The 19,176-nt window shown below is 58.4% G+C and carries 21 protein-coding genes; 9 read left to right on the forward strand and 12 right to left on the reverse strand.

All coding sequences use genetic code 11. The features are described 5' to 3' along the window. Window positions 1–145: 145 nt before the first annotated feature. The 3 genes from groL to ACRZ94_RS04595 form a co-directional block, all read right to left on the reverse strand. Window positions 146–1,789 (reverse strand): chaperonin GroEL, encoded by a 1,644-nt coding sequence (gene groL / locus ACRZ94_RS04585; RefSeq protein ID WP_480650113.1) that lies wholly within the window; start codon window positions 1,787–1,789, stop codon window positions 146–148. A 55-nt stretch (window positions 1,790–1,844) separates the two neighbouring features. After that, window positions 1,845–2,132 carry a co-chaperone GroES gene (locus tag ACRZ94_RS04590; RefSeq protein ID WP_155144864.1) on the reverse strand — a complete coding sequence of 96 codons (288 nt, stop codon included), beginning with the start codon at window positions 2,130–2,132 and terminating at the stop codon, window positions 1,845–1,847. A 152-nt stretch (window positions 2,133–2,284) separates the two neighbouring features. Beyond that, on the reverse strand, window positions 2,285–2,959 hold the full coding sequence (locus ACRZ94_RS04595; protein ID WP_480650112.1) for a DUF2161 domain-containing phosphodiesterase: 675 nt from the start codon (window positions 2,957–2,959) through the stop codon (window positions 2,285–2,287). Window positions 2,960–3,083: 124 nt separating this feature from the next. On the opposite strand from ACRZ94_RS04595, the gene ACRZ94_RS04600 reads away from it, so the two are divergent. The 8 genes from ACRZ94_RS04600 (at window position 3,084) to ACRZ94_RS04635 (ending at window position 9,836) form a co-directional block, all read left to right on the forward strand. Further along, window positions 3,084–4,064, forward strand: coding sequence for a TraB/GumN family protein (locus ACRZ94_RS04600; RefSeq protein ID WP_480796769.1), 981 nt, complete (start codon window positions 3,084–3,086; stop codon window positions 4,062–4,064). A gap of 111 nt (window positions 4,065–4,175) precedes the next feature. Beyond that, window positions 4,176–5,096 carry a manganese-dependent inorganic pyrophosphatase gene (locus tag ACRZ94_RS04605; RefSeq protein ID WP_480650110.1) on the forward strand — a complete coding sequence of 307 codons (921 nt, stop codon included), beginning with the start codon at window positions 4,176–4,178 and terminating at the stop codon, window positions 5,094–5,096. 228 nt (window positions 5,097–5,324) lie between these two features. Further along, complete coding sequence (locus ACRZ94_RS04610; protein ID WP_480650109.1) at window positions 5,325–6,200, forward strand: TIGR01459 family HAD-type hydrolase; 876 nt, start codon at window positions 5,325–5,327, stop codon at window positions 6,198–6,200. Between the two features lie 100 nt (window positions 6,201–6,300). Continuing rightward, a complete protein-coding gene (locus ACRZ94_RS04615; protein WP_058275996.1) occupies window positions 6,301–6,744 on the forward strand; it encodes a MaoC family dehydratase in 444 nt (147 codons plus the stop codon). An 89-nt stretch (window positions 6,745–6,833) separates the two neighbouring features. Then, complete coding sequence (locus ACRZ94_RS04620) at window positions 6,834–7,322, forward strand: ClbS/DfsB family four-helix bundle protein (RefSeq protein ID WP_480796770.1); 489 nt, start codon at window positions 6,834–6,836, stop codon at window positions 7,320–7,322. 77 nt (window positions 7,323–7,399) lie between these two features. Further along, the gene (locus ACRZ94_RS04625; RefSeq protein ID WP_480650107.1) at window positions 7,400–8,332 is read left to right on the forward strand and encodes a bifunctional riboflavin kinase/FAD synthetase; all 933 of its coding nucleotides are present in this window, start codon (window positions 7,400–7,402) and stop codon (window positions 8,330–8,332) included. Continuing rightward, window positions 8,329–8,802 carry a YcgN family cysteine cluster protein gene (locus ACRZ94_RS04630; protein ID WP_480650106.1) on the forward strand — a complete coding sequence of 158 codons (474 nt, stop codon included), beginning with the start codon at window positions 8,329–8,331 and terminating at the stop codon, window positions 8,800–8,802. Before ACRZ94_RS04625 ends, ACRZ94_RS04630 begins: the two co-directional genes overlap by 4 nt. Continuing rightward, a complete protein-coding gene (locus tag ACRZ94_RS04635) occupies window positions 8,802–9,836 on the forward strand; it encodes a threonine aldolase family protein (protein WP_480650105.1) in 1,035 nt (344 codons plus the stop codon). Before ACRZ94_RS04630 ends, ACRZ94_RS04635 begins: the two co-directional genes overlap by 1 nt. On the opposite strand, the gene ACRZ94_RS04640 is transcribed toward ACRZ94_RS04635, so the two are convergent. Continuing rightward, a complete protein-coding gene (locus ACRZ94_RS04640) occupies window positions 9,833–10,627 on the reverse strand; it encodes an alpha/beta fold hydrolase (protein WP_480650104.1) in 795 nt (264 codons plus the stop codon). The two genes, ACRZ94_RS04635 and ACRZ94_RS04640, sit on opposite strands and share 4 nt — an antisense overlap. A gap of 8 nt (window positions 10,628–10,635) precedes the next feature. After that, window positions 10,636–11,238: a DsbA family protein gene (locus ACRZ94_RS04645; protein WP_480650103.1), complete on the reverse strand. Its 603-nt coding sequence runs from the start codon at window positions 11,236–11,238 to the stop codon at window positions 10,636–10,638. 107 nt (window positions 11,239–11,345) lie between these two features. Here ACRZ94_RS04645 and ACRZ94_RS04650 point away from each other — a divergent pair, with 107 nt between their 5' ends. Further along, window positions 11,346–12,365, forward strand: a complete 1,020-nt coding sequence (locus tag ACRZ94_RS04650; protein ID WP_480650102.1) for a ribose-phosphate pyrophosphokinase — start codon at window positions 11,346–11,348, stop codon at window positions 12,363–12,365. An 84-nt stretch (window positions 12,366–12,449) separates the two neighbouring features. Here the strand turns inward: ACRZ94_RS04650 and ACRZ94_RS04655 are convergent, their stop codons facing one another. The 7 genes from ACRZ94_RS04655 to ACRZ94_RS04685 all read right to left on the reverse strand — a co-directional run bounded on the left by ACRZ94_RS04655 (window position 12,450) and on the right by ACRZ94_RS04685 (window position 19,154). Further along, window positions 12,450–13,628 (reverse strand): hypothetical protein, encoded by a 1,179-nt coding sequence (locus ACRZ94_RS04655; RefSeq protein WP_480796771.1) that lies wholly within the window; start codon window positions 13,626–13,628, stop codon window positions 12,450–12,452. Between the two features lie 196 nt (window positions 13,629–13,824). Next, complete coding sequence (locus ACRZ94_RS04660) at window positions 13,825–14,175, reverse strand: H-type lectin domain-containing protein (protein ID WP_480650100.1); 351 nt, start codon at window positions 14,173–14,175, stop codon at window positions 13,825–13,827. A 117-nt stretch (window positions 14,176–14,292) separates the two neighbouring features. After that, window positions 14,293–14,703: a F0F1 ATP synthase subunit epsilon gene (locus tag ACRZ94_RS04665; RefSeq protein ID WP_480650099.1), complete on the reverse strand. Its 411-nt coding sequence runs from the start codon at window positions 14,701–14,703 to the stop codon at window positions 14,293–14,295. A gap of 12 nt (window positions 14,704–14,715) precedes the next feature. Beyond that, window positions 14,716–16,140: a F0F1 ATP synthase subunit beta gene (gene atpD / locus ACRZ94_RS04670; RefSeq protein WP_480650098.1), complete on the reverse strand. Its 1,425-nt coding sequence runs from the start codon at window positions 16,138–16,140 to the stop codon at window positions 14,716–14,718. Between the two features lie 20 nt (window positions 16,141–16,160). Next, a complete protein-coding gene (locus tag ACRZ94_RS04675; RefSeq protein WP_480650097.1) occupies window positions 16,161–17,039 on the reverse strand; it encodes a F0F1 ATP synthase subunit gamma in 879 nt (292 codons plus the stop codon). A gap of 15 nt (window positions 17,040–17,054) precedes the next feature. Next, window positions 17,055–18,593, reverse strand: coding sequence for a F0F1 ATP synthase subunit alpha (gene atpA, locus ACRZ94_RS04680; protein WP_480650096.1), 1,539 nt, complete (start codon window positions 18,591–18,593; stop codon window positions 17,055–17,057). Then, window positions 18,594–19,154 carry a F0F1 ATP synthase subunit delta gene (locus tag ACRZ94_RS04685; protein ID WP_480650095.1) on the reverse strand — a complete coding sequence of 187 codons (561 nt, stop codon included), beginning with the start codon at window positions 19,152–19,154 and terminating at the stop codon, window positions 18,594–18,596. Window positions 19,155–19,176: the final 22 nt, after the last annotated feature.

Consider the following 19,176-nt stretch of genomic DNA (forward strand, 5'->3'; position numbering starts at 1 on the left):
ACATTCTGGCGCGCTGCGAAACGAAATGGGGCCGCCCGAAGGCGACCCCGTTCATAAGCTCTGCGGCTTCCCATTCGGCAACTTGGCCCCATGGACCAAGCGCCTGTCGGGATCGGCAAAATTTCCTGACGGAAATTCGCCGTGCTTACATCATGCCGCCCATGCCGCCCATGTCGGGCATGCCGCCGGCAGGTGCCGCGCCTTCTTTGGCCGGACGGTCTGCAACCATCGCTTCGGTGGTGACCAGCAGGCCAGCAACCGATGCCGCATCTTCCAGAGCGGTCCGGACAACTTTGGCAGGGTCAATCACACCGAACGAGAACATGTCGCCATATTCTTCGGTCTGTGCGTTGAAGCCGAATGCTGCGTCGGACGATTCACGGACTTTGCCCGCAACAACCGCACCGTCGACACCTGCGTTCTCGGCGATCTGGCGCAGCGGCGCTTCGATTGCCTTACGAACGATGTTGATGCCCGCGCTCTGGTCAGCGTTTGCGCCTTCCAGGTTTTCCAGCGCTTTACCGGCCTGAACCAGTGCAACACCACCGCCCACAACAACGCCTTCCTGAACAGCAGCGCGAGTTGCGTTCAGAGCATCGTCCACACGGTCTTTACGCTCTTTCACTTCCACTTCGGTCATGCCGCCGACGCGGATAACAGCAACACCGCCTGCCAGTTTGGCAACGCGTTCTTGCAGCTTTTCACGGTCGTAATCCGACGAGGTTTCTTCGATCTGAGTGCGGATCTGAGCAACACGTGCTTCGATCTCGGCTTTCTCGCCTGCACCGTCAACGATGGTGGTTTCGTCTTTGGTGATTTCGATTTTCTTGGCGGTGCCCAGCATGTCCATGGTGACGGACTCGAGCTTCATGCCCAGATCTTCGCTGATGACCTGACCGCCGGTCAGGATTGCGATGTCCTGCAGCATGGCTTTGCGGCGATCGCCGAAACCCGGTGCTTTGACAGCAGCAATTTTCAGGCCGCCGCGCAGTTTGTTGACAACCAGAGTTGCCAGCGCTTCGCCTTCAACGTCTTCCGCGATGATCAGCAGCGGCTTTTGCGACTGGATCACCTGCTCCAGCAGCGGAACCATCGGCTGCAGCGAGGACAGTTTCTTTTCGTGCAGCAGGATCATGCAGTCGTCGAGCTCTGCGATCATCTTGTCTGCGTTGGTGACGAAGTAAGGCGACAGGTAGCCACGGTCGAACTGCATACCTTCGACAACGTCGGTCTCGGTTTCCAGACCTTTGTTTTCTTCGACGGTGATAACGCCTTCGTTGCCAACTTTCTGCATCGCGTCTGCGATCTGGCTGCCGATTTCGGCTTCGCCGTTGGCCGAGATGGTGCCAACCTGAGCAACTTCGGCCGAGTCTTTGACTTCGCGCGATGCATCTTTGATGCCTTCAACAACCTTGGCGGTGGCCAGGTCGATGCCGCGCTTCAGGTCCATCGGGTTCAGGCCAGCTGCAACCTGCTTGAGACCTTCGCGAACGATGGCTTGTGCCAGAACGGTTGCGGTGGTGGTGCCGTCGCCGGCTTCGTCATTGGTGCGGCTGGCGACTTCTTTCACCATCTGCGCGCCCATGTTTTCGAACTTGTCTTCCAGTTCGATTTCCTTGGCAACCGAAACACCGTCTTTGGTGATGCGCGGCGCGCCAAAGGATTTGTCCAGAACCACGTTGCGGCCTTTGGGGCCCAGGGTCACTTTTACCGCGTCGGCCAGGATGTTCACACCGGACAGCATACGGTTACGGGCATCGGTGTCGAACTTGACGTCCTTAGCAGCCATATCGTTTCTCCTTGAGAAAATGTATTGAGATGAAGATCAGAGTGAAGCGCGCGGCTTACTCGATGATCCCCATGATGTCGCTTTCTTTCATCATCAGCAGCTCTTCGCCACCGACGTTGACCTCGGTGCCCGACCATTTGCCGAACAGGATCTTGTCACCGGCTTTAACAGCCATTGCGATCAGCTCGCCGCTGTCCTTGCGTGCGCCTTCGCCGGTTGCAACGACTTCGCCTTCGCTGGGCTTTTCTTTAGCGCTGTCAGGAATGATCAGGCCGCCTGCGGTTTTCTCTTCGCTTTCGGTACGGCGAACCAGCACGCGGTCATGAAGCGGTTTCAATGCCATCTTTGCAGCTCCTTGGGCTCAAAGTTTGTTTATCCTCCCCTCGCCGACTGGCGAGGCGTTAGCACTCATGCTTGCCGAGTGATAACGACGCATAGCTAGGGGGTCAAAATCCCCGAGTCAACAAGCTGTGAAAGATTTTTTGATCTGAGCCGTCAGTCCGGCTGTTCCCAACTATAGGCCCAGTGTTTCAACCCTTCCTGCCCCGCGTCGGTCAGGCCGTAGACACCCTTTTCAACCTTCTCAAACCAGCCATAGTGGTTTTCACGCATAAGGCGCGTCGCGGTGGGTACGGCGGTTGCCTTGGCCACTTCGGCCCCTTTGGTAGCGCCAAACTCGGCCAGATGTGCGGCGCACTTCAGCGCATCCTGACGATACGCGGTGACGATGCCGTGCCGCGTGGCCCCGCCTGCATTCGGGTCGCCCTCTAGCCGGTCAAACTCACGCAACAGGCGCGCCGCTTTGGCCTTGTTCTTGCGCGGCGCATAGGGGCCGGGATCGCATTGCACCTCGACCGCGCCATCGGCCCGAACTGTGATCAGGCCCAGCCCCAAACGACGGCAAAGGGCCAAATTGTCCTTCAAGGCGCGCCGCGCGGTGCGGCCTGTGGGCTTGCAGACACCGATATAGACCTGATCGGTCACTTTCAGACGCGTGATCGCCTGATGGAACAGAGCCAAGGAGAACCTAAGCTTCAACTCAACAATGACAACGTCGTCGTCATCGCGCACGGCAACAATGTCAGCGGCCCCGACCTCGCCTTTGACAAGGTAGCCCTGACGCTGCAACAGCGCCTTGATTGGAGGGTAAAGGTCCTGCTCGCGGTCCATGGCCGCATGCTAGGCGATTTGCCACAGATTGCCAGCCGATAAGCCCCGCAATCAGATCGAACTTGCGCCTCGAACACGTGCGAGGCAGAGTTGCCGCAATGCTGATTTCAAAGGTAAATTCCAAATGCGCCTCATGTTGCTCGCACTCAGTCTGTTGCTTCCATCCACCCTGTTTGCTGCATGCGAAGGGCGCGACCTGACCCAGGATTTACCCCCCGAAGCCCAGGCCGAGCTGGAAAACACCCTGACCAATACGCCTTTCCCCCAAGGCAACCACTGGATCGCCCAAAAGGACAAAACGGTCCTGCATCTTATTGGAACCCTGCACCTGAATGATGCACGCATGACCGCCATTATCGAACGCCTGACACCAACCCTGAGCCAGGCAGATGCGTTTTACTTCGAGATCGTTCAGGACGAGATGGATGCCTGGCAACGGAATCTGGCCGAGGATTTCAGCCCGGTCATGATCACCTCCGGGCCGACACTCATCGACCTGATGACGCCCGAGGACTGGCAGGCGCTGTCCGTCTCATTGGCTGAACGGGGCGTGCCCGGTTGGATGGCGGCCAAAATGCGCCCATGGTTTTTGGGGATGATGCTGGCGATGCCCGCCTGTTTGGCAGGCGAGGAAAACGCGGATCACGGCATGGATTCTCGCCTCGCCGATCTGGCCCTGGAACACGGCATTCCCCAGCATTCGCTGGAAAGCGTCGATGATATCATCGGGTTGTTCAATCTCCACCCTTTGGAAAAACAGGTGCAATCGCTGTCCCGCATGGTCGGCACCTTCAAAAACAGCGACGACCAACTGGCCACCTTGGCCGAGGCCTATTTCGATGAGCAACACCTGAAGGCCGTCGAAGTGTCCCGCCTTATTGCTCGCGAATATGCGGACCTGACCGAAGCAGAGTTCCGGGAAGAATGGAGCGCGTTCGAGGATCATCTGCTGATCGCCCGCAACAACAACTGGATGCCTCGGATCCTGGGCATTCAGGACCAAACCGCCGTAATCGCCGTTGGGGCCGGACATCTGAGTGGCACGCATGGGTTACTGAACCAGCTGCAACAGGCCGGATATTCTCTGACCCGCGCACCTTTCTGAGCCAAAGCTGGCAGAATCCAGACCAACCGTCGCAGCGTAAACTCTGCCGGGTGACAACCCCGGCAGTCCGCCCTATAAGGCGCGCAAATTTATCATCCGCAGGACGCTGACATGACAACCCTTGTATTTGGCCACAAATCCCCCGACACCGACTCCACTGGCTCACCGATCTTGTGGTCCTGGTATCTGAACGAAGTGAAAAACGAACAGGCCGAGCCCGTTCTGCTGGGCGAACCCAACACCGAAGCCGCCTTTATGCTGCAACGCTGGGACCTGCCCAAGCCGCGCATCATCGAGGACGTGGACGCGGATGCCCCGGTCGTGATCGTCGACACCAACAACCCCGCCGAATTGCCCGCCAGCGTCAACAGCGCCGACATCCGCGCGATCATCGACCATCACAAGCTGGTCGGCGGTCTGGAAACCAAAGGCCCCATCGACATCACCGTGCGCCCGCTGGCCTGCACCGCGACCATCATGGTTGACCTGATGGGCGACGACGCCGCCAAAATGCCCGACGCCATCAAAGGCGCAGCGCTGACCTGCATCCTGTCGGACACGCTGGAATTCCGCTCGCCCACCACCACCGCGCATGACCGCGCAGTGGCCGAAAAACTGGCGGCTGAGCTGGGTCTGGACGTCTCGGCTTATGCGGCTGACATGTTTGCGGCGAAATCGGATGTGTCGTCTTTCTCGGACGCTGAACTGATCCGCATGGACAGCAAGGAATATGAGGTCGACGGAACCAAGTTCCGCGTCTCGGTTCTGGAAACCACCGCGCCGGGCGTCGTACTGGACCGCAAAGACAGCCTTGCCACATCGATGGTCGATGTTGCCAAAGAAGACGGCGTCGATCAGGTTCTGCTGTTTGTTGTCGACATCCTGAACGAAGAAGCCACCCTGCTGGTCCCCAACGATCTGGTCAAAGGGGTCGCCGAAAAAAGCTTTGGCGCATCGGTTGACGGCGACGCGGTTGTTCTGCCCGGCATCATGAGCCGCAAGAAGCAGATCATTCCGAACCTCAAGGTTTGATCCGATCCAAGGGCGCCCTGCGGGGCGCCTTTTTCTTGCGAGGCTCTGCCTCGCGCTCCGGGATATTTGAGGACAGATGAATGAAGGATCCCTTGCTTCATCTGTCTGAAAATATCCCGGGGGAGTCGCCCGCAACGGGCGGCGGGGGCAACGCCCCCTACTGGCCAAACGGCTCAGGCTCTGCCATAGGCTTAGGCACGTTTCCAGCCGTGCCAACAGGGGCCCATCATGACGCAGATCATCCACGCATTGTCCGAAGTCTCTGATCGCTACAAAGCGCTGTTTGTCGATCTTTGGGGCTGCGTTCACAATGGCATCACCGCCTACCCCGAGGCTGTCGCCGCCCTGCAAGCCTATCGCGCCAAAGGCGGAATTGTCGTGTTGGTGACAAACTCTCCGAAACCGCGCGCGGGCGTTGCGGATCAGCTGGCGCAGTTCGGGGTGCCCGAAGATGCCTATGACACCATCGCAACCAGCGGGGATTCCGCGCGTTCGGCCATGTTCCGGGGCGCGGTCGGTGAAAAGGTCTATTTCATGGGCGAATGGCAGCGGGATGCCGGGTTCTTTGAACCGCTGAAACTATTGGACCACCCGATTCACATTGAGCGTGTGCCGCTGGATCAAGCAGAGGGGATTGTGTGCTGCGGCCCGTTTGATCCTATGGCAGACCCTGACGTCAACCGCGCGGATTTCCTCTATGCCAAGCAAAAGGGGATGAAACTGCTCTGCGCCAACCCCGATATTGTCGTTGACCGAGGTGAGGTTCGCGAATGGTGCGCCGGGGCACTGGCGAAGCTGTACACCGAGATGGGCGGCGAGAGCCTCTATTTCGGCAAGCCGCATCCGCCGATCTACGATCTGGCCCGCCGTCGGCTGCAAGAGCTGGGCCATGACATCCCCGATGGCGATATTATGGTGATCGGCGATGGCCCCCACACCGACATTCTGGGCGGCATGGGAGAGGGGATTGATTCTCTGTTCATTTCAGGCGGGCTGGCTGCGGCCGAGACCAAAACGTCGCACCACCCCCATCACGAGTCCCTAACCGATTACATCAAAAGGGAAAATATCAATCCAACATATACAATCGGTCGCTTGCGGTAGATAGAAAAAGCTTGATTTTCTGCGACTGCGAAGTAATAAAGTTACCGAACTTGGGTAGCTTTGGTTTTTTTGTTGCCCGCAAGATGTAAGTGAGGGCGACATGTTGGACAATCTTCCGCGCGGCACGATCTGTATCGAAGACATCGAAATGGGCATGACCCGCCACCTGCGCAAAGTGGTGACAGACGAAGATATTGAGATGTTCGCGCAGGTTTCGACCGACCGGAACCCGGTGCATCTGGATGACGATTATGCCCGCGATACGATCTTTGAGGGCCGCATCGCCCATGGAATGCTGACGGCGGGGCTGATCTCGGCCGTGATTGGCGAGCAATTGCCGGGTCACGGCACGGTCTATATGGGGCAGTCGCTGAAATTCCTCGCTCCGGTCCGCCCGGGTGACATGGTCTATGCCGAGGTTAAGGTGATCGACATCGATTTCGCCAAACGTCGGGTGAAGCTGGATTGTCACTGCGCTGTGGACGGCAAGAAAGTGCTGGTGGGCGAGGCTATGGTGCTGGCCCCGTCACGCAAGTTCGACTGAGCCATCCCTGCAACCTTTGACATACATCATACTTGTTGTGGCGCGACACAATACACTTGGACGGGGATCGAACCTCCAAGGAGTGTATCATGGCCGCGTCAAACAAAGCAGACCTTCGGGCAGTCACCGCTAAGGAATACGCCAAACTGCAAGCGTTGATCGGGACACTGGATGCCCAGAAGGCCCTGGATAAGGATGAAGAAGATACATCCATCAAGGACATCATCGGCCACCGGGCACATTGGATCGACTTGTTTCTGGGTTGGTATGCGGACGGGCAAGCGGGAAAAGAGGTGCATTTCCCGGCCAAAGGGTACAAATGGAACGAGCTTCGCCGTTACAATGCCCAGCTGCGCCGGACGCAGACAGACCTTTCGTGGGAAGACGCGGTCCAGTCACTTGATACGGGCAATCGCAGACTGATGGATTTCATCGAAACGCATTCGGACGCGCAGCTGTATGGCGGGCCCATGAAAGGTGCCAAAAACAACTGGACACCGGGCCGATGGGCCGAGGCCGCCGGAGCCAGTCATTTCAGATCGGCGGCGAAATACATACGGGGTCGGCTTAGGTCTTGATTGGAACCGGCTGGCCTGGTGCGTATTATTGACATCAAGCGCTTGAACATAGGGCTGAGGGACAGTACCCACTGCGCATGCAGATCATCCGGGATTATCAGTTTATCGAACCTCAGGACCGCGGCGCCAGCGTGGCGATCGGCAATTTTGACGGCGTCCATATCGGCCACCGCTCGGTCATCGAACTGGCGCGCAGTGCTGCCCCCGATGCACCGCTGGGTGTACTGACGTTTGAGCCGCATCCGCGCGAGTATTTCGCCCCCGACACCCCCCCTTTTCGCTTGATGCGCGGCGCAACCCGCGCGCATCGTTTGCAAAAATTGGGTGTGAAGAAACTGTATGAGTTGCCCTTCAACGCGGCCCTGGCCAGCCTGACACCCGAAGACTTTGCGCGGAGCGTTATTTGCGACGGGCTGGGTCTGGCGCATGTGGTGGTCGGTGCCGATTTCTGCTTTGGTAAAGGTCGCGCCGGAACGGCGGACGATCTGCGGCGCTTTGGGCAAGAGATGGGGTTTGGCGTTACCATCGCCCCCCTGATGGAGCGCACCGAGAGCGTTGTATCCTCGACCGCGATCCGCACCGCGCTGAGCGAAGGTCGCCCGCAGGACGCAGCGGCGATGCTGGGGCACTGGCACCGTATCGAGGGTGAGGTGATTGGCGGCGAACAGCGCGGGCGCGAGCTGGGCTTTCCAACGGCCAACATGTCCATCGAGGGCCTGCACCCACCGAAATTCGGCGTCTACGCGGTGCTGGTCGACGTGTTGGATGGACCGCATCAGGGCAGCTATCTCGGCGCGGCCTCGGTCGGGACACGGCCGATGTTCAATGGCGAGATTCCCAATATCGAAACCTTCCTGTTCGATTTCTCGGGCGACCTTTATGGCGCGACGTTGTCTGTCGGGCTGGTGGAATACCTGCGCCCCGAGATGACCTTTGACGGTCTGGACGGGTTGATCGCACAGATGGATGCCGATTGTGCAAAGGCACGCACCCTGCTGGCAGCGCTATGACCACCGACCCGATTGACCGCGACGGCCTGAGCTCCCGTTTCTGGGAACGCAAAAAGCTGACCAAAATGAACCAGCGCGAGTGGGAGGCGCTGTGCGACGGCTGCGGCAAATGCTGCCTGAACAAGCTGGAAGATGAGGATACCGGAGAGGTCGCCCTGACCTGCGTTGCCTGCCGTCTGCTGGATGATGAAACCTGCCGCTGCACCCAATATGACATCCGCCACCAATTCGTGCCGGAATGTATCGTGATGAAGCCCGACAATATCGACCAGCACGCTTATTGGCTGCCACAGACCTGCGCCTATCGCCTGCTGTGGGAGGGCAAACCCCTTTACGACTGGCACCCTTTGATATCTGGTACGCCGGACAGCGTGCATGCCGCCGGAGTTTCGGTTCAGGGCCGCACGGTGTCCGAGTTCGAAACGCCGCTTGAAGAGTGGGAAGACTATATCATCGAGGAGCCCAACTGATGTATTTCGCCTCTGACAATTCCGGGCCGGTTCACCCACAGGTCATGGCCGCGCTGAACGCCGCCAATGAGGGCTATCAGATGGCCTATGGGGCAGACACGCTTATGAACGAGGTGCGCGACCGTATTCGCGGCATCTTTGAGGCCCCCGGCGCGGCGGTCTACCTAGTGGCAACCGGGACGGCGGCGAATTCTCTGGCATTGGCGACACTCTCCAACCCATGGGAGACGATCTTTTGCTCGCCTGTCGCCCATATCCACGAGGATGAGTGCAACGCGCCGGAATTCTACAGCGGGGCCAAGCTGACGCTGGTGCCCGGCGGGGACAAAATGACGCCTGAGGCGTTGCGCGGTGCCATCATGGCCGAAGAGACCCGCGGCGTGCACGGGCCTCAGCGCGGGCCGGTGTCGATCACGCAGGTGACCGAGCGGGGCTCGGTCTACTCGCTGGCGGAATTGCAGGCGCTGTGTGGCGTGGCCAAGGAATTTGGCCTTCCGGTACATCTGGACGGCGCGCGATTCACCAATGCGCTGGTGGCACTGAACTGCTCTCCGGCCGAGATGACATGGAAATCGGGTGTGGATGCGGTCAGCTTTGGCGGCACCAAGAACGGGTTGATGGGGGTCGAAGCGGTGGTCTTTTTCGACGAGGCCAAAGCCTGGGAGTTTGAACTGCGCCGCAAACGGGGGGCGCATCTGTTCTCGAAACACCGGTATCTGTCGGCGCAGATGGCAGCCTATTTACAGGATGACCTGTGGCTGCAGATGGCGCGTCAGGCCAATGACAATGGTGCCCGACTGGCCGATGGACTGCGTGCCAAGGGCGCATCGTTTCTGCACGAACCGCAGGCGAACATGATCTTCGCCAAATTCTCACGCGCACAGCACAAACAGTTGCACGAGGCCGGGGCCGTCTATCACCTTTGGGGTGGAGAACTGGAAGGCGCGGATGACACCGAGACTCTGGCCTGCCGGCTGGTTTGCGACTGGTCGATCAGCGCGGCGGAAATCGACCGTTTCATCGCCCTACTTTAACTCATGCGATTCCAGAAGGACCGTATGGCGTCCGCCGTGGCCTGAGGGTGTGAAATCGGAACCATATGACCTGCACCTTCAATCACGGCGGTGCAGGCGTTGGGCAGACGCTGTTGCAATCCCTGACTTATCGCGGGCATGACCGGGATCGTCTCAGACCCGCTGAGGATCAGTATCGGCATGGATGCCTGATTCAAAACGCCAGGTTCCAACAGCCCCTTTTGATCTTGGAACAACACCTTTTTGGAAGCGGGGACGACATGGACGCCCCGGATCATCGCCGCGCGCGTCCGTTCGGGCAGATCCGGCCATCGGGGCCCACCTTCGTTACCCCACATCCGATTAAACAGACGCGCGGCCAGTTCCATATCTCCGCCTGCCAGAGCCTCAGTGTAGGGCTGTGCCGCACGGTCATGTTGTTCGACCAGATCCGGGACGTCCTGTCTGGCCACGGAAAAGAACACCGGCTCGATCAGTACTGCACTACGGATCAGGTCAGGCCGGGTGATCGCAAGATACAAGGCCAGCATACCGCCAAAGGAATGGCCGATGATGTCCATCGGCTCAGTCAGTTGCGCAGCGGCCATTTCGATTGACAGGTCAAAGAATTGTCCCTGCCCGTCCCAATCGGGGCTGCGACCGTGCGACAGCATATCGGGGGCGAACAGCGTCGCCTCATCTTGCAGCGCGTTAGACAGACCAGTCCACGCGCCCGAATGCGCAATAGTGCAGTGCAGGGCCAGCACCTTTCGTGCGCCCTGCCCCAACGTGCGGACATGGATGGGGGACAAGCGGCCCGTTACCCTTTGGTCTCAGCCAGATGCCGATCCAGATCGTCCAACCGATCCTGCCCCCAGAACCGCTGACCGTCCTCAGTGACATAGAAGGGCGCGCCAAAGGCACCGCGATCCACGGCCTCTTCCAGATTGGCCGCGTAGGTATCCGCGCCTACCAACAGACCGCTATCGGCAAGGTTTGGGTCAAATCCGGCCTGCGACAGGCAATCGCGGATCACATCATCCTGTGCGATGTCCTTTTCCTCGGCCCAACAGGCCCGCAGCAGGGACTGTACCAGCTTGCCCACGTCGCCCGATCCGTCTTGGGCAGCGGCGATCACCGCATATGAGGACGGCGCCATATTCGTCGGCCAATGCGCAGGCTGAATGTTGAAGTCCATGCCCAGATTCCTGGCCTGCCGCTGCAAATCCTGTGCGCGGTACTCGGTGCGCGAGATATGCCGATCCTTGGGAGGCGTCCCACCGGTACGCCCGAACAGTGCCATGATATCCAGCGGTTTGTAATTGATTGTAGCCCCATGTTTGGCTGCGACCTCTTCCAGCCGTCCTCCTGCCAAATATGTGAATGGCGAAATTGTCGCAAAATAGTAGTCAATGGTGGCCATGTTCACTTTCTCCGCTGCGTTACCTTTGCTGGACGTTAAGGCCATGCTAAGCGGTGTCAACATCACGAATCTGTCACATTGCTATTGCTGCCCGGGGACCTCAGCCGATGCCGACACTCCACGAACCCAAGCTTATCGCTGGGAACGCAAACCTTCCTCTTGCCGAATCCATTGCCCGACGCATGAGCCTGTATCGCGGTGTCGATCAGGGTCTGGTCGACGCACGGGTCGAGCGGTTCAACGACGGCGAGATTTTCGTCGAAGTGTTCGAAAACGTGCGCGGCGAGGATATGTTCATCGTCCAGCCGACCTCGAACCCGGCAAACGATAACCTGATGGAACTGCTTATCATCGCCGATGCGCTGCGCCGCTCGTCCGCGCAGCGGATCACCGCCGTGATCCCCTACTTCGGCTATGCCCGCCAGGATCGCCGCACCAAGGCGCGCACGCCCATTTCCGCTAAGCTGGTCGCCAACATGCTGACCGGCGCGGGAATCGAGCGGGTTCTGACCATGGACCTGCACGCAGCCCAGATTCAGGGCTTTTTCGATATTCCGGTGGACAACCTCTATGCTTCGCCGATCTTTGCGCTGGATGTGAAAAACCAGTTCAAGGACCAGATGAATGAGATCATGGTCGTCTCGCCCGACGTGGGCGGCGTGGCGCGTGCGCGTGAGCTGGCCAAGCGGATCGAGGCGCCGCTGTCGATTGTTGACAAACGCCGTGAAAAGGCCGGTGAAGTGGCCGAGATGACCGTGATCGGTGACGTGAAAGACAAGATCTGCCTGATCGTCGATGACATGTGCGATACCGCCGGAACGCTATGCAAGGCGGCGCAGGTGTTGCTGGATAACGGTGCGAAAGAGGTCCACTCCTACATCACCCATGGCGTCATGAGCGGCCCTGCGGTCGAACGTGTGACCAACTCGGTGATGAAATCGCTGGTGCTGACCGACACAATTCAGCCGACACCGGAAGTTGCGAAAGCCAAGAACATCCGCATCGTTCCCACCGCGCCGATCTTTACGCAGGCCATCCTGAACATCTGGAACGGCACTTCCGTGTCTTCGCTGTTCGAGGACAAGACCCTGACTCCGATCTACGAGTCGCTGTACCATATGGACTAAAATGGCTGGGGTGGCATTGCCCACCCCACCTTTGGGGCGGGTTGGGTTCAATCCCCGCGGGACGCCTGTAAGAACTCTGCCCTGCTAGTTTCCTTTTAGACGCGCCTTAAGAGACGACACCAGGTATTTCCAGGGATAGCGTCGGGCGTGATCCCGCTCCCGGATTGCAGCCTTTAGCTTGGCATTCAGCGGGCTTTCGATCTGCAGCCCGTCATCTGGCACTTTGGCCGATTCATAAACCGCGGCGAAGTCTGCGGCGGTTGTGGCAGCGATATCTTCGACAATTTTGCCCACGTCTTCCAGTGTGAACACAGTCTCTTCTTTGTGTCGCTTTTCCGGTTTCGGAAAAACGTCACGGTCGTGAAAATACGCCTCAGCCAGGCGCCGGTTGCTCTCTTCAAATTGGCGAAAAAAGTCCTCACGCCCCGGATCCAGTAGCTTTCCCTGATCCAAAGCCCCGCACTCAAAAAGCGTCTTCTTCCACTGCATGTTCGCAGGGTTAATGTCGCCTGCTTCTTTCTGGTAGGGGATTGAGCGGTTAACCCCGCGGTAGGCGCAGCTTTTCAGGAACGTCAGGCTTTCATTGGCGCTTTCTATCTCAAAGGACAGCTCAGATTGATCGATTTCGATTGGCAGCGCTGTCAAGAAGTCCTTGCGCAGATCGCCTTGGGCGAACTTAGACCTATCGAATAAGCGCAGATCGATATTGTCTTTGCCAAACGCTCCGGCCCAAAAGTTTACAAGATTAAAATAGTTGTAGTAATGATCTTCTGTGTCGATATCCCTTTGGAACTGTTCCAGCGACGACGCGTTTCGGCCCTTGACCGAAGTGGAATACAAGCTTTCTCTCAGGTCCCACTGCGGGCGAAGATAGCAGATGACTTTCACGCTCTCAAAAATGTCTTCAAGAAGCACACTGAGGGATTCAAGCTCTTGGGATGTCTTTATACGGCTGTGAAAATGTTCTGACGTGATCACCATGATCTTGTGATCTTTGGCACCCTCGGCAACTTCGGCCCTGAAATCCTCAGCAAAGCTCTGAAAAAAAAGTGCTTTTTCCTCCACAGACTGGAGTTTTTCCATTTGGCTATAGTCATCAAGTATTGTCTGGCAGAACGACACAAGCTTGCGGTTATTGCCAAACCCACAGACTTTGCTCAGAAAAACGCCTTGTTTCGACAGCGCATGCTTGTTGTGGTACAGCCATTGCTGCAACAGCGTCGTGCCGGTCTTTTCGGTCCCGATATGTAGAAGCAGTTTCAAGGGCGCGATCTCCTGGGTCAGCAACGTCTGGCAAGGGGGGCCACCGGAAAACATCTATTTCGCGCGCCCAAAGCCGTCAAAACCGTCTCATATGCACAAGAGGATGAGCCGTCAATTGCGCCCGTCCCGGTAATCATAGCTGTGCGCTATAGTTGCATTTTAGGCTTATGCCCATTCGTTGCGTGGGCAAATAGCGTCAGGTGATATTCCAATCATCCAAATGGGCCACGTCCCCCATCGCGGTCCACGTAACCCGTATCCGCGCGATGCGTGTGTCGGACCATGTTCGAAAAACGGCGGCGAACCCCTCAGCGGTGATGTCCTCGGCCACCACTTCAGCGCGCAAAGCGGATGTTGTGTCGACATCCCACAAAGACACGTTCAGCTGCACGACCGGTGGAGACCGAAAGGCTTGACCGAAGGTGATTTGTTTACGCCGTTCCCGGGGCCCGTCACCCGTCCACATCTCGCCACCATCGGCGAAATCGGAAAATAGCACTGCCTCGCCTTGGTCGATTCCGACCGGGTGGGTTCGAAATATTCTCATCTACATCATCTTTATTATTCAATTCCTGAATCCTAGCCCGCGATTCAGGCGAAATCAGCATAAAAAAACGGCCCCGATCTCGCAGGGCCGTCTTAATTCATCAGAGTTGCATGAACCTTACAGGCTCATATGCGTTCCAAGAGCTTCCATATCGGCCAGCAGCTTGGCAGCGTCGTCGACTATGGACTGATCATCGCCTGCTTTGGCTGCCTCGTGCGAGGCGCGAGCCTCGGCGATCAGGTCATCCAGATGGGACCGGGTTACTTCGGTCACCGGAATTGCCTTTTCTGCCAGAACCGACAGGCTGTCGCCGTTGATCTGGGCAAACCCGCCGGTAACCAGGTATTCGCTGGCTCCTGCAGGTGCCTCAACCTTCAGCAGACCGGGGCGCAGTGTGGTGATGGTGGGGGCATGATCGGGCATCGCCGTCATATCGCCGTCCGCGCCGGGAATCTGGACCGCGGTGGCCTCAAGCGAAGCAAGGCTCCGCTCGGGGCTGACGAGGTCGAATTGCATCGTGTTTGCCATCAGGGATACTCCTTAGGCGGCTTCTGCGGCCATCTTTTCCGCTTTGGCGATCACTTCGTCGATGCCGCCAACCATCAGGAAGGCCGCTTCGGGCAGGTGATCGTATTCGCCAGCCACAACAGCTTTGAACGAGGCGATGGTCACGTCCAGAGGAACCTGAACGCCCGGCGAACCGGTGAAGACTTCGGCAACGTCAAACGGCTGCGACAGGAAGCGTTCGATCTTACGGGCACGAGCCACGGTCAGTTTGTCTTCTTCCGACAGTTCGTCCATGCCGAGGATGGCGATGATGTCCTGCAGCGACTTGTAGCGCTGAAGAATCTGCTGAACGTCGGTCGCAACTGCGTAGTGCTCCTCACCCACAATTGCGGGGTCCAGCAGACGCGACGACGAGTCGAGCGGGTCAACAGCCGGGTAGATACCCTTTTCCGAGATCGCACGGTTCAGAACGGTGGTCGCGTCCAAGTGCGCAAACGAGGTTGCCGGCGCGGGGTCGGTCAAGTCGTCCGCAGGCACGTAGATCGCCTGCACCGAGGTGATCGAGCCCGACTTGGTCGAGGTGATGCGTTCCTGCAGGGCGCCCATGTCGGTGGCCAGCGTCGGCTGGTAACCCACGGCTGACGGAATACGACCCAGCAGAGCCGAAACTTCGGAACCCGCCTGCGTAAAGCGGAAGATGTTGTCGACGAAGAACAGAACGTCAGTACCGGACTGGTCGCGGAACTGCTCGGCCAGGGTCAGACCGGTCAGAGCAACACGTGCACGCGCTCCCGGAGGTTCGTTCATCTGACCATAAACCAGCGCAACCTGCGATTCCGACAGGTTGTCGGGCTTGATCACGTTCGATTCGATCATCTCGTGGTACAGGTCGTTCCCTTCACGGGTCCGTTCACCAACACCCGCGAACACGGAAAAGCCCGAGTGCACTTTTGCGATGTTGTTGATCAGTTCCATGATCAGAACGGTTTTACCAACGCCGGCACCGCCGAACAGGCCAATTTTACCGCCTTTGGCGTAGGGGGCCAGCAGGTCAACAACCTTGATGCCGGTAACCAGAATTTCCGACTCGGTCGACTGTTCGTCGAACTCGGGTGCGGGCTGGTGGATCGCGCGGGCCTCAGATGCTTCGACCGGGCCTTTTTCGTCGATCGGCTCGCCGACCACGTTCAGGATGCGGCCCAGAGTTGCGTTACCAACCGGAACCGAGATCGGTGCGCCGGTGTCGGTTACTTCTTCGCCACGGACCAGACCTTCGGTCGCGTCCATCGCGATGGTGCGGACGGTGTTTTCACCCAGGTGCTGAGCAACTTCCAACACCAGGCGCTTGCCATTGTTGGTGGTTTCCAGCGCGTTCAGAATTTCAGGCAACTGATCTTCGAACTGCACGTCAACGACGGCCCCGATGATCTGTGTGACTTTGCCTTTTGCATTCGCCATGTTTCGTCTCCGGTATGTCTCTACAGCGCTTCAGCGCCGGAAATAATTTCAATCAGCTCGTTGGTGATCACGGCCTGACGCGAGCGGTTGAACTGGATCGTGAGCTTGTCGATCATCTCACCCGCGTTGCGTGTCGCGTTGTCCATTGCGGACATCCGTGCACCTTGTTCAGACGCTCCGTTTTCGAGCAGAGCCGAGAAGATCGCGGTCGCAACCCCCTTGGGCAGCAGGTCGGCCAGAATGGCCTCTTCGCTGGGCTCGTAGTCGAAAATGGCACCGCTGTCGTCACCAGCCGCTTCGTCTTCGAACGAGGCGGGGATGATTTGCTGTGCCGTCGGGATCTGGGTCACGACGTTGACGAACTTCGAGTAGAAGATCGTGGCAACATCGAACTCAGCCCCATCAAAGCGGGACAGGATGTCTTTGGCGATGTCCTGCGCGTTGGTGTAGCCAATGCGCTTGACCTCGCTCAGGTCGACATGTCCAACGAATAGATCGCCCAAATCACGCTTGAGCGCGTCGCGGCCTTTCTTGCCGACGGTCAGAACCTTGACCGTCTTGCCCTTGCCGCGCAGCTCTTCCGCCTTTTGGCGGGCGAGCTTGGCGATGTTCGAGTTGAAGCCGCCGCACAGGCCGCGTTCAGCTGTCATCACAACCAGCAGATGGACATCATCACTGCCCGTACCACGGAGCAGCTTGGGGGCGCTGTCGCTGCCCCCGACCGACGCCGCCAGCCCCGCCATCACGGCATTGAACCGCTCGGCATAGGGGCGCGAGGCTTCGGCAGATTCCTGGGCGCGGCGCAGTTTTGCAGCCGCGACCATCTGCATGGCCTTGGTGATCTTGCGGGTCGATTTGACCGACTCGATCCTGTTTTTAAGGTCCTTAAGATTTGGCATATGCCCGCCTCTCCCTTAAGCGAAGGTTGCGGCGTATTCGTCCAGCGCAGCCTTGATCTTGTCGGAAGCCTCGCCCTTGATCTTGGGATCTTCGTCGGTGATCCACTTCAGCAGGTCGGCGTGCTTGCCGCGCAGATGCGCCAGCAGACCGGCCTCATAGCGGCCAACATCCGAGACGCTGATCTTGTCGAGGTAACCGTTGGTGCCCGCGAAGATGACGCAGACGATTTCCGCGTTGGTCAGCGGCGAGTACTGCGGCTGCTTCATAAGCTCGGTCAGACGCGCACCACGGTTCAGCAGCTGCTGGGTTGCAGCGTCAAGGTCGGAACCAAACTGCGCAAAGGCTGCCATTTCACGGTACTGAGCCAGTTCCAGCTTAACCGGACCCGCAACCGATTTCATCGCGTTGGTCTGGGCCGACGAGCCCACACGCGAAACCGACAGACCGGTGTTCACAGCAGGGCGGATGCCCTGGTAGAACAGTTCGGTTTCCAGGAAGATCTGACCGTCGGTGATCGAGATCACGTTGGTCGGAATAAACGCCGAAACGTCACCACCTTGCGTTTCGATAACCGGCAGAGCGGTCAGCGAGCCTGCACCGAAATCTTCGTTCAGCTTCGCCGAACGCTCCAGCAGGCGCGAGTGGAGGTAGAAAACGTCACCCGGATACGCTTCACGTCCGGGCGGACGACGCAGCAGCAGGGACATCTGACGATAGGAAACAGCCTGCTTCGACAGGTCATCATAGATGATCAACGCGTGGCGGCCGTTGTCACGGAAGTATTCGGCCATCGCGGTCGCCGAGTAAGGCGCCAGGAACTGCATCGGCGCCGGGTCGGACGCGGTTGCAGCCACAACGATCGAGTATTCAATCGCGCCGGACTCTTCCAGTTTCTTCACCAACTGCGCAACGGTCGAACGCTTCTGACCAACAGCCACGTAGATGCAGTACAGTTTCTTCGACTCGTCGTCGCCTGCTGCGTCGTTGTAGACTTTCTGGTTCAGAATGGTGTCCAGCGCCACGGCGGTTTTACCGGTCTGACGGTCACCGATGATCAGTTCTCGCTGGCCACGGCCAATCGGGATCATCGCGTCAACCGATTTCAGGCCGGTTGCCATCGGCTCGTGCACCGATTTACGCGGGATGATGCCGGGGGCTTTGACGTCAGCAACGCCACGTTTGGAGGCATTGATCGGGCCTTTGCCGTCCAGCGGGTTGCCCAGACCGTCCACAACGCGGCCCAGCAGTTCGTCACCAATCGGAACGTCCACGATCGAGTTGGTGCGCTTAACAGTGTCACCTTCTTTGATGTCACGGTCGGAGCCAAAGATAACGACACCAACGTTGTCGCTTTCCAGGTTCAGCGCCATGCCCATGATGCCGCCGGGGAATTCGACCATCTCACCGGCTTGCACGTTGTCCAGACCGTATACACGGGCAATCCCGTCACCGACGCTCAGCACGCGGCCGATCTCGGCCACTTCTGCTTCCTGACCAAAATTCTTGATCTGGTCCTTCAGGATTGCAGAAATCTCTGCAGCTTGGATTCCCATTTATCCGACCTCTTTCATTGCATTCTGTAGGGAGTTCAGCTTCGAACGGATCGAGCTATCGATCATTTTCGAGCCCACTTTAACGACAAGACCGCCGATGAGGCTTTCATCCACGGTCGCATTGATTGTCACGGTCTTGCCCACACGCTCGGACAGCGTTTTGGACAGTTTTTCCAGTTGGGTTTTGGTCAGCGCCTTGGCCGAGGCGACATCGGCGGTCACTTCGCCACGCTCTTCGGCCAGCATATCGCGCAGCACCTGCACCAGTTGTGGCACAACAAACAGGCGGCGCTTCTGTGCCATCAGACCCAGCGTGTTGCGCAGGATGGCGTTCAGGCCCATCTTGTCGGCAACTGCGGTGATCGCGCCCTCTTGCTCAGCGCGCGAAACCAGCGGGGATGCGATCAGGTCGCGCAGGTCTGCGCTGTCGCCCAAAGCGGCTGCCAGATCATTGATGCCGGATTCCAGACCTGCAAGGTCATTGTTCTCTTTTGCAATCTCAAAGATTGCGGTGGCATAGCGCTCGGCGATGCCTGTGGAAATCGAAGCTGGTTCGGACACGTCCACCCTTCCGATATTTGAG

This window comes from Ruegeria sp. CH10 (genome assembly GCF_056537125.1).

Coding starts and splice junctions, on each gene's coding strand:
- ACRZ94_RS04630 (WP_480650106.1), top strand. CDS start 8,329: ATGACCACCGACCCGATTGACCGCGACGGCCTGAGCTCCCGTTTCTGG.
- ACRZ94_RS04675 (WP_480650097.1), bottom strand. CDS start 17,039: ATGCCAAATCTTAAGGACCTTAAAAACAGGATCGAGTCGGTCAAATCG.
- atpA (WP_480650096.1), bottom strand. CDS start 18,593: ATGGGAATCCAAGCTGCAGAGATTTCTGCAATCCTGAAGGACCAGATC.
- ACRZ94_RS04600 (WP_480796769.1), top strand. CDS start 3,084: ATGCGCCTCATGTTGCTCGCACTCAGTCTGTTGCTTCCATCCACCCTG.
- ACRZ94_RS04625 (WP_480650107.1), top strand. CDS start 7,400: ATGCAGATCATCCGGGATTATCAGTTTATCGAACCTCAGGACCGCGGC.
- ACRZ94_RS04660 (WP_480650100.1), bottom strand. CDS start 14,175: ATGAGAATATTTCGAACCCACCCGGTCGGAATCGACCAAGGCGAGGCA.
- ACRZ94_RS04605 (WP_480650110.1), top strand. CDS start 4,176: ATGACAACCCTTGTATTTGGCCACAAATCCCCCGACACCGACTCCACT.
- ACRZ94_RS04645 (WP_480650103.1), bottom strand. CDS start 11,238: ATGGCCACCATTGACTACTATTTTGCGACAATTTCGCCATTCACATAT.
- ACRZ94_RS04635 (WP_480650105.1), top strand. CDS start 8,802: ATGTATTTCGCCTCTGACAATTCCGGGCCGGTTCACCCACAGGTCATG.
- ACRZ94_RS04590 (WP_155144864.1), bottom strand. CDS start 2,132: ATGGCATTGAAACCGCTTCATGACCGCGTGCTGGTTCGCCGTACCGAA.
- ACRZ94_RS04620 (WP_480796770.1), top strand. CDS start 6,834: ATGGCCGCGTCAAACAAAGCAGACCTTCGGGCAGTCACCGCTAAGGAA.
- ACRZ94_RS04610 (WP_480650109.1), top strand. CDS start 5,325: ATGACGCAGATCATCCACGCATTGTCCGAAGTCTCTGATCGCTACAAA.
- ACRZ94_RS04665 (WP_480650099.1), bottom strand. CDS start 14,703: ATGGCAAACACGATGCAATTCGACCTCGTCAGCCCCGAGCGGAGCCTT.
- ACRZ94_RS04650 (WP_480650102.1), top strand. CDS start 11,346: ATGCCGACACTCCACGAACCCAAGCTTATCGCTGGGAACGCAAACCTT.
- ACRZ94_RS04615 (WP_058275996.1), top strand. CDS start 6,301: ATGTTGGACAATCTTCCGCGCGGCACGATCTGTATCGAAGACATCGAA.
- ACRZ94_RS04595 (WP_480650112.1), bottom strand. CDS start 2,959: ATGGACCGCGAGCAGGACCTTTACCCTCCAATCAAGGCGCTGTTGCAG.
- groL (WP_480650113.1), bottom strand. CDS start 1,789: ATGGCTGCTAAGGACGTCAAGTTCGACACCGATGCCCGTAACCGTATG.
- atpD (WP_480650098.1), bottom strand. CDS start 16,140: ATGGCGAATGCAAAAGGCAAAGTCACACAGATCATCGGGGCCGTCGTT.